The organism is Halomonas qaidamensis (assembly GCF_025917315.1).
GTDB classification, from domain to species: Bacteria; Pseudomonadota; Gammaproteobacteria; order Pseudomonadales; family Halomonadaceae; genus Vreelandella; species Vreelandella qaidamensis.
Genome location: NZ_CP080627.1, coordinates 31,558 through 45,971 on the forward strand (window position 1 = coordinate 31,558; position 14,414 = coordinate 45,971).

10 protein-coding genes and 2 rRNA genes are annotated in these 14,414 nt (G+C 53.3%); 9 read left to right on the forward strand and 3 right to left on the reverse strand.

Annotated features, from left to right (window positions below):
• Positions 1–58: 58 nt before the first annotated feature.
• Entirely contained in the window at positions 59–1,201 is a 1,143-nt protein-coding gene (locus K1Y77_RS00140; protein WP_264019203.1) for a murein hydrolase activator EnvC family protein, read from the reverse strand.
• Positions 1,201–2,763, reverse strand: coding sequence for a 2,3-bisphosphoglycerate-independent phosphoglycerate mutase (gene gpmI / locus K1Y77_RS00145; protein ID WP_264429734.1), 1,563 nt, complete (start codon positions 2,761–2,763; stop codon positions 1,201–1,203). Before gpmI ends, K1Y77_RS00140 begins: the two co-directional genes overlap by 1 nt.
• A gap of 251 nt (positions 2,764–3,014) precedes the next feature.
• Here gpmI and K1Y77_RS00150 point away from each other — a divergent pair, with 251 nt between their 5' ends.
• The 7 genes from K1Y77_RS00150 (at position 3,015) to ruvX (ending at position 7,951) form a co-directional block, all read left to right on the forward strand.
• Positions 3,015–3,437, forward strand: a complete 423-nt coding sequence (locus tag K1Y77_RS00150; RefSeq protein ID WP_030071716.1) for a rhodanese-like domain-containing protein — start codon at positions 3,015–3,017, stop codon at positions 3,435–3,437.
• Between the two features lie 83 nt (positions 3,438–3,520).
• The gene (secB, locus tag K1Y77_RS00155; RefSeq protein ID WP_009102012.1) at positions 3,521–4,030 is read left to right on the forward strand and encodes a protein-export chaperone SecB; all 510 of its coding nucleotides are present in this window, start codon (positions 3,521–3,523) and stop codon (positions 4,028–4,030) included.
• Positions 4,031–4,032: 2 nt separating this feature from the next.
• Positions 4,033–4,788 carry a 16S rRNA (uracil(1498)-N(3))-methyltransferase gene (locus K1Y77_RS00160; RefSeq protein WP_084180407.1) on the forward strand — a complete coding sequence of 252 codons (756 nt, stop codon included), beginning with the start codon at positions 4,033–4,035 and terminating at the stop codon, positions 4,786–4,788.
• A 314-nt stretch (positions 4,789–5,102) separates the two neighbouring features.
• A complete protein-coding gene (locus K1Y77_RS00165; RefSeq protein WP_030071723.1) occupies positions 5,103–5,807 on the forward strand; it encodes a CvfB family protein in 705 nt (234 codons plus the stop codon).
• Between the two features lie 76 nt (positions 5,808–5,883).
• Positions 5,884–6,840: a glutathione synthase gene (gene gshB / locus K1Y77_RS00170; RefSeq protein ID WP_264429737.1), complete on the forward strand. Its 957-nt coding sequence runs from the start codon at positions 5,884–5,886 to the stop codon at positions 6,838–6,840.
• Positions 6,841–6,913: 73 nt separating this feature from the next.
• Positions 6,914–7,471 (forward strand): YqgE/AlgH family protein, encoded by a 558-nt coding sequence (locus tag K1Y77_RS00175; protein WP_264429739.1) that lies wholly within the window; start codon positions 6,914–6,916, stop codon positions 7,469–7,471.
• A 24-nt stretch (positions 7,472–7,495) separates the two neighbouring features.
• Positions 7,496–7,951, forward strand: coding sequence for a Holliday junction resolvase RuvX (gene ruvX, locus K1Y77_RS00180; protein ID WP_030071731.1), 456 nt, complete (start codon positions 7,496–7,498; stop codon positions 7,949–7,951).
• A 15-nt stretch (positions 7,952–7,966) separates the two neighbouring features.
• Here the strand turns inward: ruvX and pyrB are convergent, their stop codons facing one another.
• Entirely contained in the window at positions 7,967–8,992 is a 1,026-nt protein-coding gene (gene pyrB, locus K1Y77_RS00185) for an aspartate carbamoyltransferase (protein WP_264019048.1), read from the reverse strand.
• Positions 8,993–9,597: 605 nt separating this feature from the next.
• On the opposite strand from pyrB, the gene K1Y77_RS00190 reads away from it, so the two are divergent.
• Positions 9,598–11,130, forward strand: a 16S ribosomal RNA gene (locus tag K1Y77_RS00190).
• A gap of 349 nt (positions 11,131–11,479) precedes the next feature.
• Positions 11,480–14,372 (forward strand): 23S ribosomal RNA (locus tag K1Y77_RS00195).
• Together the 16S and 23S rRNA genes form the textbook arrangement of a ribosomal RNA operon.
• The last annotated feature ends 42 nt before the right edge of the window (positions 14,373–14,414 follow it).

Consider the following 14,414-nt stretch of genomic DNA (forward strand, 5'->3'; position numbering starts at 1 on the left):
AAAAGGTGCTGCTCAGGTTGAGATATGATTGTTAATGCATATAAGTCAGCTTATCCCGTCAGCGGCGTGCAATCCAACGTTGTGGATTAATTGGTTCACCGCTACGTCGCACTTCAAAGTAAAGCGCGGAGCGGGTCTGCCCGCCACTATTGCCGACGCGTCCAATTTCAGTGCCGCGACTCACCTGTTGCCCAGGCCGAGCGCTAAAATGTTGCAAGTGAGCATAGAGCGTCATGATCTGATCTCCATGATCAATAATCAGTAGGTTGCCAAAGCCACGCATCCAGTCGGCGAATACCACGCGGCCCGTATGCACCGCAGCTACTGCGCTGCCTGGGTCTGCTTGAATCACGATACCGTTGTAGTGCACGCCATCTCTACGCTGGAAGGTTGCTGTAATCGCTCCTTGAACGGGCCAGGGTAAATCGCCCTGAGTGCGAGTAATGTGGGTGGTAGGTGTTGGTTCGGCTAAGCGGGCCAGCTCGGCTTGAATCGCTCTTAGTTGCTGCTCGGCCTGCTCACGGCTTTGGTTAAGATCGGCTAAGCGGTCTTCTTCGCTGCCATAACGATCATCCAAGGTCGCTACGACCCCCCGCCGCTCCTCGGTTCGCTGGGCGAGCAGGGCGCTTTGCTCTTCTAGCTCGTCGGCTAATGTAGCAAGGCGTGCTTGGCGCTCACCCAGCGCCAGCTCAGTATCTGCCAGCGCGTTATCAAGGCGGCTGATATCGGTAAGGCGTTGCTGGCGCGCTTGAGTGAATCGATTTAGGTAGGCCTGCATTCGGTCTAGCTCGGCAGGGTCGCTTTGGTTAAGAAGCAGTTTCAACTGGGGCGTTGGCCCCAGTCGATAAAGGGCCGCTAGCTGCTGGCTTAGCGCAGCGTATTGGGTTTCACGCTCACCTTCCAAGCGCTCTCGGTGCTGGCGAAGCTGAGTGGTTTCGTCGGCCAGTTGGCGGCGCTCGGCCTGGAGTTGGTCTAAACGCTGGTGGGTCTCGGCAAGTTCTGTTTCGACCTCTCGCAACTCGCGCTCGGCGCTGTCCCGTGCTTGCCCAGTCGCACTGAGACGCTGGGCTAGGTTCTCAATCTCTTGGCCAATCGCATCCAACTGCTTGCGTGCTGCTGTTTCATCTGGCTGAGCAACACTTGCTGGCGCATAACCTAACGCCAGCATGAGCGTGATAACTAATGTCCAGCCCATAAGCATCAATCAAAATGAATCAGTGGTTTACCTGTCATTGCGTCGGGCTGTGTCTGGTTCATCATGGTTAACAGCGTCGGCGCTAAATCGCATAAGCGTCCGTCTTCCAAGCTGCCAGCCCGCTCGCCTACGTAAATCAGCGGCACCATAAACGTGGTATGAGCTGTTTGTGGTGCACCAGTTTCTGGATGCACCATCTGCTCAGCATTGCCATGATCAGCGGTAATCAGGCAAGCACCACCAGCTCGCTCAATGGCCTCCACTACCCGGCCAACGCAGGTGTCGACGGTTTCAATCGCTTTTACGGCTGCATTGAAGTCACCCGTGTGGCCAACCATGTCGCCATTGGCATAATTGCACACCATTAGGTCAAAGCGACCACTGTCGATAGCTTCCACCAGCTTATCGGTGATCTCAAAGGCGCTCATCTCAGGTTTTTCGTCGTAGGTTTTAACATCCCGGGGTGAGGGGACCAAGATGCGCTCTTCGCCTTCGTATTCGGCCTCGTTACCGCCAGAGAAGAAAAAGGTGACGTGGGGATATTTTTCTGTTTCTGCAATGCGAAGCTGAGTTAGGCCTCGTTTAGCAACCACTTCACCCAAGGTGTCGGTGAGATCCGAAGGGGGGAAGGCCGCTGGTGCTGAAATATTGGCGGCGTACTGGGTCATCGTGACTAAACCGTCGCCAGCCAGTGTAGGGCATACGTGCCGTTCAAAGCCGTTGAAGTTAGGTTCAGTAAAGGCACGAGTTAATTCACGAGCGCGGTCAGAGCGGAAATTGAGGAAAATAGCCGCATCACCGTCTTGTAGCGTAATGGCGGTATCACTTAGCGGAATACTGCTAGAGGCAACAAATTCATCGGTTTCTCCGCGCTGGTAAGCGTCACGCAGGGCGGTTTCAGCGCTAGAAGCAATAAAATCAGCGTGGCCCTCGGTCAGCAGGCGATAGGCTTGCTCAACACGCTCCCAGCGGTTATCACGGTCCATTGCGTAAAAGCGGCCAATGACTGAGGCAATAAAGCCGTTATCAGCGCCCACCAGCTCCGATAAACGGGCATTAGCGCGCTCAAGCGAGCGAAGCGCGCTTTGCGGCGGCATATCGCGTCCGTCTAAAAATGCATGGATAAAAATGCGCTGCGCGCCGCGTCGGGCAGCAAGCTCAGCTATGGCAATAAAGTGATCTTCGTGGCTGTGTACGCCGCCGGGAGAAAGTAGCCCAAGCAAGTGGACAGCACGGCCATTAGCAACGGCTTCGTCGATGGGCTTGGTCAGCACCTCGTTGGTGTCTAGGTCGCCATCTTCAATTGCTTTGGTGATGCGGGTAAAGTCCTGGTACACAACGCGTCCGGCACCAATGTTCATATGGCCTACTTCAGAATTACCCATCTGCCCGTCAGGCAGGCCCACGTGGCGACCATCAGTGTGCACAAAGGCATGCGGACGATTGGCCCACAGCTTGTCCATGTTGGGCGTATTAGCAGCGGCCACTGCGTTGTGGGCGCTATCGGGATTGTGGCCGTAGCCATCTAAAATGATAAGCGCCACGGGGCGCGGTGCAGTTGTAGCCATGAAAACCTCGTTATGTTGATCAGCCAAGCGACATGAGGTGTTGTTTGAAACGTTGGTGAAGATTGCTCAAACAGTTTTCAGACAACACCTTATAATCAGGGTCGCGACAGGCGCGCGCATGGGGCATCATAACGCAGGCAGCCGTTGGGCGTCATGGCCTGCGCGGTATGCCGTGTGACGTGTATACTTGTTGCGTTTCTGGAGGCGGCTAAGCCGCTTTTTTCTGCATAGACCAAGAGATTGTGTTCACGATGATCGATCAGCTGTTCGAATTCGTAATGAACCACCCCCTACTTGTCGGGGCGTTTTTGCTGGTATTAATAGCATGGGTGGCGTACGAGGCGCGCAGTGCCGCTACCCACGCTGTGACCTCTACACAGGCGACTCAGCTTATTAACCGTGAAGACGCTGTGGTGCTGGATATCCGTGAAAGCAAAGACTTTAAAGCGGGACATATTGCCGGTGCACGCAATATTCCCCAAAGCAGCCTCGACAGCCGCATGAATGAACTGGAGAAAGTGAAAAGCCAGCCGATCATCGTGGTATGTAAGCACGGCCAGAGCTCTGGTGCTGCACAGGCAAAACTTGCTAAGGCAGGTTTCGAGCGTGTCAATAAGTTAAGAGGTGGCATGGTGCAGTGGCAGGCGGATGGTCTTCCGGTGGTGAAAAAGTAAAGTAGAAATCAATTAAACATACAGTAAGTAAGCTATGCGCTGTCGCGCATCTTTTTATCAGATGAACAATTAGGAGTATTTCCATGGCGGAAGATAACAACACCCCGCAGGCAGGCGCCGCAGAAGGCGAAAAGCCTCAGCTTAAGTTCTCTTTGCAGCGTATCTACGTAAAAGACATTTCGTTTGAAGCGCCGAACTCTCCTTCTGTATTCAAGCAGGCGTTTAAGCCCAAGGTGAACCTGGACCTGAACACCACTAGCCAGAAAATAGCCGACGACCAGTATGAAGTGGTTGTAAAGGTGACAGCTCAGGTCAACGACAGTGAAACCGGCACTACATCGTTCCTGGCAGAAGTAGAGCAAGCTGGCCTGTTCCGTATTTCTGGCATTGAAGGGGCGCAGTTGGAACAAACCCTGGGTGCGTTCTGCCCTAATCTGCTGTTCCCTTATGCTCGCGAATGCGTTGATAACCTTGTCAATCGTGGTGGTTTCCCGCCGCTAATGCTGGCGCCGGTGAATTTTGAAGCCATGTACGCTCAGCGCAAGCAGCGTGAAGCGCAGCAGGCTCAGCAAGCAGCCGAGAATACTCACTAAGTATGCATGCTGCTGACTGGGTTGCCTTACACGGCAAAATGCCCCGCCTTTATGTGCCCGCTGAGTTTGCAGTGGGCACAACTATTACCCTACCTGACGGCCCGGCGAGGCATGTGACGCGAGTGCTACGGTTGGGCGAAAGCGCGCCGCTGATGTTGTTTGATGGCAACGGCCAAGAGGCTGGCGTGCGCTTAGCCGATGTTGGACGTAAGCAAACGACAGTGACCATCGAGGCTGTTTGGCTGGGTAGTGGCGAATCGCCGTTGGCGGTACACCTGGGCCAAGCGATCTCAAAAGGCGACCGGATGGACTATGCCATCCAAAAAGCCGTTGAGCTGGGCGTTGCAGCGATTACCCCGCTCTACACCGAGCGGGGCGATGTGCGTCTCAAGGGCGACCGTGAAGAGAAAAAACTGGCTCATTGGCAGGCAGTTGCAGCTAGCGCTTGTGAACAGAGTGGGCGAGCGGTTGTCCCGCCAGTTTATCCTCCACAAGCACTGAATGAGTGGCTTTCCGAGCGGCAAGAGCCACTACGTTTGATGCTTCACTTAGCAACAGGCAACGTATTTTCGCAACAGCCATGTCCCACTTCCGTAGCGCTCTTAATCGGCCCAGAGGGTGGTTTAAGTGACTCAGACATTAATGCTGCCACCGCCGGTGGCTTTACGCCGCTGACACTCGGCCCAAGGGTATTGCGTACTGAAACAGCGCCTGTTGTTGCGCTAACACTGCTGCAGCACCACTTTGGTGATGTGTAAGTACTCACTTTTTAGCGCTCGCTTTCCAGTATTCGATTTTAAAAGCTGATTTTTAAGAAGCTATATTTTAAGAACCTATATTTTAAGAACTTCTATTTTAAGAGCTTATAGTTTAAAGACTTGCTCTTAAGAACCTATTTTTAGGGGCTGTTTCTTAAAGATTTTTGTGAGTAAGTGCTTACTGATCGGCTGCTGCCATGTTAAGCGGTAGTAGTCGCTATTTTGTGCTGCTGAATTGATTGATAACGGCCGCGCTTTGCCTTGCGTTCGCAAGGCACCATACTGAAGGTCTACTTTTTGTAAGGACGGTACCCATGGTCCGTGAGTCACACTCTTCTCCCCGTTCCGCAAGCGACGCTGCTGCCCAATTGGGTGACGTAGCCTATTTAACCGTGACTGCGGTTAATAGCACTGGGGCGTTTCTGCAATGGGGGCAGCCCAAAGATGTACTGCTGCCTTATAGCGAGCAGCGCTTTCGCCCCGATCCCGGTAAGCGGGTACTGGTAATGCTGTATAGCGATGACCAAGGGCGTCCTGTGGCTACCATGCGCTTGGATCGCTTTTTGACAGATGACGCCTGGGCGCTAGAAAAAGGTGATGAGGTGGCTGTGGTGGTGGCTGACCGTACTGACCTTGGGATGAAAGTAGTGGTTAATCACCGCTACTGGGGGCTGATTTATCAAGATGATATTACTCAGCCGCTGCGCCGCGGGCAGTCGCTGAAAGGCTATGTAAAGCAGCGCCGCGAAGATGGCCGGGTTGATATCTGTTTGCTCCCTCCAGGTGTGGCGCGTCTAGATGTAGTGGGCGATAAGGTGCTGCAGGCGCTGCGTCAAAGCGGTGGTTATCTAGCATTAGGTGATAAAAGCTCAGCACATGACATTAAAACGCGTCTAGGGGTTAGCAAGAGTGCTTACAAGCAGGCCATAGGGCGACTGTATAAACAGCAGTTAATCACGCTGGAGCCTGGCGCTATCCGGCTTGTGCCTGGCGCGCTAACCGACGAGCAAGCCGAGTAACTGCTAGCGGCGGTTGGAGCTGTGCAAGCAGTGCGGCATACTGCTTACCTATTGTTTATGTATGGATGTTACCCCGATGAGCCAATCAACGTTGCATCTCGGTGTGGTGATGGATCCCATCAGCGACATCGCTTACAAGAAAGATACCACCATGGCGATGCTGTGGGCGGCGCAGGAGCGCGGCTACACCCTGCACTACATGGAGCAAGAAGATCTTTTCTTGAACGCGGGACAGGCGTATGCGCGCATGCGCCCGCTAACGGTGCATCGCGACCCAAATCATTGGTATGACCTTGGTGAAGTGGCCCAGCGCCCGCTGGTGGAGCTAGATGTTGTGTTAATGCGCAAAGACCCACCTGTCGATGCCGACTTTACCAATGCGGTCCATCTATTGGGGTTTGCTGAGCGGGAGGGTGTCTTGGTCGTGAATCCAACCGCTGCCTTATTACAGTGTAATGAAAAATTGTTTGCTCAGCAGTTTCCCCAGTGCTGCGCGCCTACCATTGTTGCCAGCCGAGATGACGTGCTACGTGCCTTTCATGCGGAACACGGTGATGTGATTTTTAAACCGCTTGATGGCATGGGCGGAACTGGTATTTTTCATATTGGCCCCGATGGCCGCAATATAGGTGCGGTGATTGAGCAATTGACGCTGCGTGGCCAGCGACAAATTATGGCGCAACGTTACCTATCCGAGATCAAGGATGGCGATACGCGCATCTTATTGGTTGACGGCGAACCCGTGCCCTATGGGCTGGCGCGGATTCCCTCGGCGGGTGAAACCCGGGGTAACCTCGCAGCGGGCGGTCGTGGCGTTAGTCGCGAGCTCACCGAGCGCGACCACTGGTTGATTCAGCAGGTGCAGCCCATGATTCGTGAAAAAGGGCTGATGTTCGTTGGTTTAGACGTGATTGGTGACTACATCACTGAAATTAACGTTACCAGTCCCACCTGTGTACGTGAAATCGACGATCAGCGTGGCACGAACATTGCCGGAATGCTGCTGGACGCCATTGAACGTCGTCTTCACTAATCGATGCCGTTGAACGTTCTATTCGCCTAATAACGCGAGGCTCGCTGAGTGTTCAGCGAGCCGTAGGAGACGCATGCAAAGTTTTAAGCATCATTTTTTGATGGCTATGCCCCACTTGGAAGACCCCAATTTCGCTGGCAGCCTGATCTACCTGTGTGACCATGACCACAATGGTTGCATGGGGGTCATCGCCAACCGCCCACTTGAAATCACCCTGGATGCCCTATTTGAGCAGCTCTCATTAGGGGGAGATGACAGCCCACACCGTAATGCACCGGTCTATTATGGTGGCCCTATGCATAAGGATCGTGGCTTTATTTTGCATGTCGGTGATAGCCAGGAGTGGGACTCCAGTGTTCAGGTGGAAGACGGTATTGCGCTTACCACCTCGATGGATATTCTTCAGGCACTTGCCGATGACACAGGCCCCGACGATTTTTTGGTTTGCCTAGGCTGTGCTGGCTGGGATGTCGGACAGTTAGAAGACGAGCTAAAAGAGAACACGTGGTTAACGGTGGAAAGTCAAAGCAGCGTACTGTTTGATACTCCCCCCACGGAGCGTTTAACTGCTGCGGCTGGCATTCTTGGTGTTGATTTAAACCTGATGACCCGCAACGCTGGACATGCATGACAATTAACATGACGGTTGAGTTTCATGGCTGAACGTGGGCAACGGCTAATACTCGCATTTGATTTTGGTACTCGGCGTATTGGCGTCGCGGTAGGCAACGAGTTGTTGAATAGTGCACGCGAGCTAACGCCGCTAACCGCTCGAGATGGCATTCCTGACTGGAACGTTGTCACACGGTTAGTAGAAGAGTGGCAGCCTGATCTATTTGTCGTTGGCTTGCCGCTGAATATGGACGGCACTGAATCAGCGATGAGTACGCGGGCACGTAAGTTCGGCAACCGCCTGCATGGGCGCTATGGTAAGCCCTGTGAAATGGTCGACGAACGTGGCTCCACTCGCGAAGCGAAGCAGATTGCCCATGCTGCAGGGCATCGTGGTAATTACCGAGAAGAGAGCGTTGATGGCATTGCTGCCGTGCTTATTCTAGAAGGCTGGTTTGCCCACCAGGAAGGACTGCCCGGTGGGCGAAGCACCCATTAAATCTGATGCCGTGTCTTAACGGTCTAGCGTGCCGACCTGTGATGGCACAAACCAGCGTACTGGCCGCAGGTCTTTCTCAATCAGTTCATCTACCTTTAAGAGTGTGGCAAAAATGGCCATACGCATCGGTATCCCGTTATCGGTTTGGCGGAAAATCGCCAAACGTGGGTCTCCGTTAAGGTTCACGTTTAGGTCATTAGCGCCTGGGCGGCTATCACGGGGTAGTGGGTGCATGACAATGGTGCTCTGGCTGCAGCGCTGATCAAGAAAGTCACGGTTCACCATAAAGTCGTCAGAAAGCCCCTGAAAGCTCTCGTTCATTTCATCAGTAAAGCGCTCTTTCTGGATACGCGTGGTGTACACCACGTCTAGGTCTGAGAAGTCGCTAGCCAGTGAATCGCGCTGCTCAACGCGATGCCCGCGAGATGTCACTAGGTCAATCAGGGCGGTCGGCATTTCTAAACCCGGTGGAGATACCAGGGTAATGCGCAGCGGATCATAAAGAGATAGTAACTTGATCAGCGAATGCACGGTGCGGCCATATTTCAAATCACCGGTCAGTAGAATATGCGCTCCGCTAAGCGATTTACCCAGCCGCTGAAACTCTTTATCAATTGTATAGAGGTCCAGCAATGCTTGGCTTGGGTGTTCACCAGGGCCATCGCCACCATTTATTACCGGCACATTAGTGGCCGCCGCGAACTCCGCTACCGACCCTTGATCGGGGTGGCGCATAACAATCGCATCGCAGTAACCACTCATCACACGGCTGGTATCGTACAGCGACTCACCCTTGGCCATAGAAGAGAAGGTAAAGCCAGTGGTGTCACACACACTTCCCCCCAAGCGGCAAAATGCGGCATGAAAGCTCACGCGCGTGCGTGTACTCGCCTCAAAGAACAAATTACCAAGCACAGCACCTTCCAGCACCCGAGTAATTTGGCGGCGACTGGCAATAGGTTCCATACGCGCTGCTACGCGTAGCAGGTGGTCAACGCTTTCGCGCTGTAATGAATCGACAGTTAATAGGTGCTGGCTCATCACGGACCTCAAAATGGAGTGGGCGTTACGTGCTATAAAGCTAGGGTAAGTGTAACCGTCTAGAGAGTGCCGTCGAAGCGCTTTCAAACGCACAACGGCCCATCTTAAAACTTTTTTGCACTTATTTATAAATAGGCCTTGCCAAGACGGCAGCGAATCCGTAGAGTACGCATCCGCTGCCGGGGACGCACAGCGTTACCAGCGGTGATTGAAGGTGAAAACCTTCGGTTTGTCAGGAAGTTAGCGCAATAAAAGAGAAGGCATCGTTATCTCGCTTTCTTAACCCGCTCGCTTCACTCACTGAAAACAGTGATTGACAAACACCAGGAAATGCGTAGAATACGCCTTCCTCGCTGAGGCAAACCAGTTCATCGGTTAGCCGGCTGATAAGACAGCCTCGCAGCGAAACAGCTCTTTAACAATTTGATCAGGTAATTCATGTGGGCGCTTGCCGATGAGGGTGATAAATCACCAAATATCAAGGCAAGCGGTCATGACAATGTAAATTGAAATGAATTCGTTTGAACCTTGAGCCAAGTTTGATGCGCTTTTGTTGTTCGTCAACATTATGTTGTTGGATGACGAGTAAGCATCACAATGATTTTAAACTGAAGAGTTTGATCATGGCTCAGATTGAACGCTGGCGGCAGGCCTAACACATGCAAGTCGAGCGGTAACAGATCTAGCTTGCTAGATGCTGACGAGCGGCGGACGGGTGAGTAATGCATAGGAATCTACCCGGTAGTGGGGGATAACCTGGGGAAACCCAGGCTAATACCGCATACGTCCTACGGGAGAAAGGGGGCTCCGGCTCCCGCTATCGGATGAGCCTATGTCGGATTAGCTAGTTGGTGAGGTAATGGCTCACCAAGGCAACGATCCGTAGCTGGTCTGAGAGGATGATCAGCCACATCGGGACTGAGACACGGCCCGAACTCCTACGGGAGGCAGCAGTGGGGAATATTGGACAATGGGGGGAACCCTGATCCAGCCATGCCGCGTGTGTGAAGAAGGCCTTCGGGTTGTAAAGCACTTTCAGCGAGGAAGAACGCCTAGTGGTTAATACCCATTAGGAAAGACATCACTCGCAGAAGAAGCACCGGCTAACTCCGTGCCAGCAGCCGCGGTAATACGGAGGGTGCAAGCGTTAATCGGAATTACTGGGCGTAAAGCGCGCGTAGGTGGCTTGATAAGCCGGTTGTGAAAGCCCCGGGCTCAACCTGGGAACGGCATCCGGAACTGTCAAGCTAGAGTGCAGGAGAGGAAGGTAGAATTCCCGGTGTAGCGGTGAAATGCGTAGAGATCGGGAGGAATACCAGTGGCGAAGGCGGCCTTCTGGACTGACACTGACACTGAGGTGCGAAAGCGTGGGTAGCAAACAGGATTAGATACCCTGGTAGTCCACGCCGTAAACGATGTCGACCAGCCGTTGGGTGCCTAGCGCACTTTGTGGCGAAGTTAACGCGATAAGTCGACCGCCTGGGGAGTACGGCCGCAAGGTTAAAACTCAAATGAATTGACGGGGGCCCGCACAAGCGGTGGAGCATGTGGTTTAATTCGATGCAACGCGAAGAACCTTACCTACTCTTGACATCCTGCGAACTTGTGAGAGATCACTTGGTGCCTTCGGGAACGCAGAGACAGGTGCTGCATGGCTGTCGTCAGCTCGTGTTGTGAAATGTTGGGTTAAGTCCCGTAACGAGCGCAACCCTTGTCCTTATTTGCCAGCGGGTAATGCCGGGAACTCTAAGGAGACTGCCGGTGACAAACCGGAGGAAGGTGGGGACGACGTCAAGTCATCATGGCCCTTACGAGTAGGGCTACACACGTGCTACAATGGCCGGTACAAAGGGTTGCGAGCTCGCGAGAGTCAGCTAATCCCGAAAAGCCGGTCTCAGTCCGGATCGGAGTCTGCAACTCGACTCCGTGAAGTCGGAATCGCTAGTAATCGTGAATCAGAATGTCACGGTGAATACGTTCCCGGGCCTTGTACACACCGCCCGTCACACCATGGGAGTGGACTGCACCAGAAGTGGTTAGCCTAACGCAAGAGGGCGATCACCACGGTGTGGTTCATGACTGGGGTGAAGTCGTAACAAGGTAGCCGTAGGGGAACCTGCGGCTGGATCACCTCCTTAAACGATGCATCATCCCTCGCGGTAAGCGCTCACAATGAATTACCTGATCAGAATGCTGTTGATACGCAGTGATAAGCGTTTTCTTCCTATTGAAAAAAGAGAAAAGATCTTTTTTTAAAGAGTTCTTTTAAAGAGTTCTTTTAAAGAGCTTTGTTTTAAAGACCCTTCTTTTTTTTAACGTGAAAAAAGCAGCCGCTTATCACTGCGCATAGCAGTCGCTCTTTAACAATGTATATCATGCTGACATAAACGCTTCTTTGAAGTGTTTATACGTAATTGTTTTGTGATACGTCTCAAGCGTATCCGGCAATCGTTATCATTGCGAACCCCAGACTCCTTCGGGTTATAGGGTCAAGCAATGAAGCGCACACGGTGGATGCCTAGGCAGCCAGAGGCGATGAAAGACGTGGTAGCCTGCGATAAGGCTCGGCGAGGTGGCAAACAACCTGTGACCCGGGCATCTCTGAATGGGGAAACCCACTCATCATAAGATGAGTATCTTACGCTGAATATATAGGCGTAAGAGGCGAACCAGGGGAACTGAAACATCTAAGTACCCTGAGGAAAAGAAATCAACCGAGATTCCCCTAGTAGCGGCGAGCGAACGGGGACCAGCCCTTAAGCATGTGACTGATTAGACGAACGAGCTGGGAAGCTCGGCCGCAGCGGGTGATAGCCCCGTAGTCGAAAATCTGATCATGTGAAATCGAGTAGGTCGGGGCACGAGAAACCTTGACTGAAGACGGGGGGACCATCCTCCAAGGCTAAATACTCCTGGCTGACCGATAGTGAACCAGTACCGTGAGGGAAAGGCGAAAAGAACCCCGGAGAGGGGAGTGAAATAGATCCTGAAACCGTGTGCGTACAAGCAGTAGGAGCAGACTTGTTCTGTGACTGCGTACCTTTTGTATAATGGGTCAGCGACTTATATTCAGTGGCGAGGTTAACCGTTTAGGGGAGCCGTAGGGAAACCGAGTCTTAACTGGGCGACACAGTCGCTGGATATAGACCCGAAACCGAGCGATCTATCCATGAGCAGGGTGAAGGTTGAGTAACATCAACTGGAGGCCCGAACCAGGATCTGTTGAAAAAGATTTGGATGACTTGTGGATCGGAGTGAAAGGCTAATCAAGCTCGGAGATAGCTGGTTCTCCTCGAAAGCTATTTAGGTAGCGCCTCACGTATCACCACCGGGGGTAGAGCACTGTTTCGGCTAGGGGGTCATCCCGACTTACCAACCCGAGGCAAACTCCGAATACCGGCGAGTGCAAGCGTGGGAGACACACGGCGGGTGCTAACGTCCGTCGTGAAAAGGGAAACAACCCAGACCGTCAGCTAAGGTCCCGAAATCCTGGTTAAGTGGGAAACGATGTGGGAAGGCTCAGACAGCTAGGAGGTTGGCTTAGAAGCAGCCATCCTTTAAAGAAAGCGTAATAGCTCACTAGTCGAGTCGGCCTGCGCGGAAGATGTAACGGGGCTAAACCAGGTACCGAAGCTACGGGTTCATCCTCTGGATGAGCGGTAGAGGAGCGTCGTGTAAGCCAATGAAGGTGAATTGAGAAGTTCGCTGGAGGTATCACGAGTGCGAATGCTGACATGAGTAACGATAAAGGGAGTGAAAAACTCCCTCGCCGGAAGACCAAGGGTTTCTGTTCGACGCTAATCGGAGCAGAGTGAGTCGGCCCCTAAGGCGAGGCCGAAAGGCGTAGTCGATGGGAAACGGGTCAATATTCCCGTACCGGACATGATTGCGATGGGGGGACGGAGAAGGCTAGGTGAGCCAGGCGTTGGTTGTCCTGGTGAAAGTGAGTAGGCTGGTGTCCTAGGTAAATCCGGGATGCTCTAAGGCCGAGACACGAAACGAACTGACTACGGTCAGGAAGTCATTGATGCCACGCTTCCAGGAAAAGCCTCTAAGCTTCAGATCATGTGCGACCGTACCCCAAACCGACACAGGTGGTCAGGGTGAGAATCCCAAGGCGCTTGAGAGAACTCGGGTGAAGGAACTAGGCAAAATGGTGCCGTAACTTCGGGAGAAGGCACGCCGGCGTAGGGTGACGAGACTTGCTCTCCAAGCCCGAACCGGTCGAAGATACCAGGTGGCTGCAACTGTTTAGTAAAAACACAGCACTCTGCTAACGCGCAAGCGGACGTATAGGGTGTGACGCCTGCCCGGTGCCGGAAGGTTAAATGATGGTGTTAGGCTTCGGCCGAAGCTCTTGATTGAAGCCCCGGTAAACGGCGGCCGTAACTATAACGGTCCTAAGGTAGCGAAATTCCTTGTCGGGTAAGTTCCGACCTGCACGAATGGCGTAATGATGGCCACGCTGTCTCCACCCGAGACTCAGTGAAATTGAAATCGCCGTGAAGATGCGGTGTACCCGCGGCTAGACGGAAAGACCCCGTGAACCTTTACTATAGCTTCACACTGGACGCTGATGTTGCCTGTGTAGGATAGCTGGGAGGCTTTGAACCTCGGACGCCAGTTCGAGCGGAGCCAACCTTGAAATACCAGCCTGGCATCATTGGCGTTCTCACTCAGGTCCGTTATCCGGATCGAGGACAGTGTGTGGTGGGTAGTTTGACTGGGGCGGTCTCCTCCCAAAGAGTAACGGAGGAGCACGAAGGTACCCTCAGCACGGTCGGACATCGTGCAGTGAGTGCAAGAGCATAAGGGTGCTTGACTGCGAGACAGACACGTCGAGCAGGTGCGAAAGCAGGTTCTAGTGATCCGGTGGTTCTGTATGGAAGGGCCATCGCTCAACGGATAAAAGGTACTCCGGGGATAACAGGCTGATACCGCCCAAGAGTTCACATCGACGGCGGTGTTTGGCACCTCGATGTCGGCTCATCACATCCTGGGGCTGAAGTCGGTCCCAAGGGTATGGCTGTTCGCCATTTAAAGTGGTACGCGAGCTGGGTTTAGAACGTCGTGAGACAGTTCGGTCCCTATCTGCCGTGGGCGTTGGATGTTTGAGAAGGGCTGCTCCTAGTACGAGAGGACCGGAGTGGACGCACCTCTGGTGTTCCGGTTGTCACGCCAGTGGCATTGCCGGGTAGCTATGTGCGGACGGGATAACCGCTGAAAGCATCTAAGCGGGAAGCCCCCTTCAAGATGAGACATCCCTGAGGCCTAGAGCCTCCTGAAGGGCCCAGCGAGACCAGCTGGTTGATAGGCACGGTGTGGAAGCGCTGCAAGGCGTTGAGCTAACGTGTACTAATGGCCCGTGAGGCTTGACCCTATAACACCCAAGGGGTCTGGTCGCAGTGATAACGAAACGAGT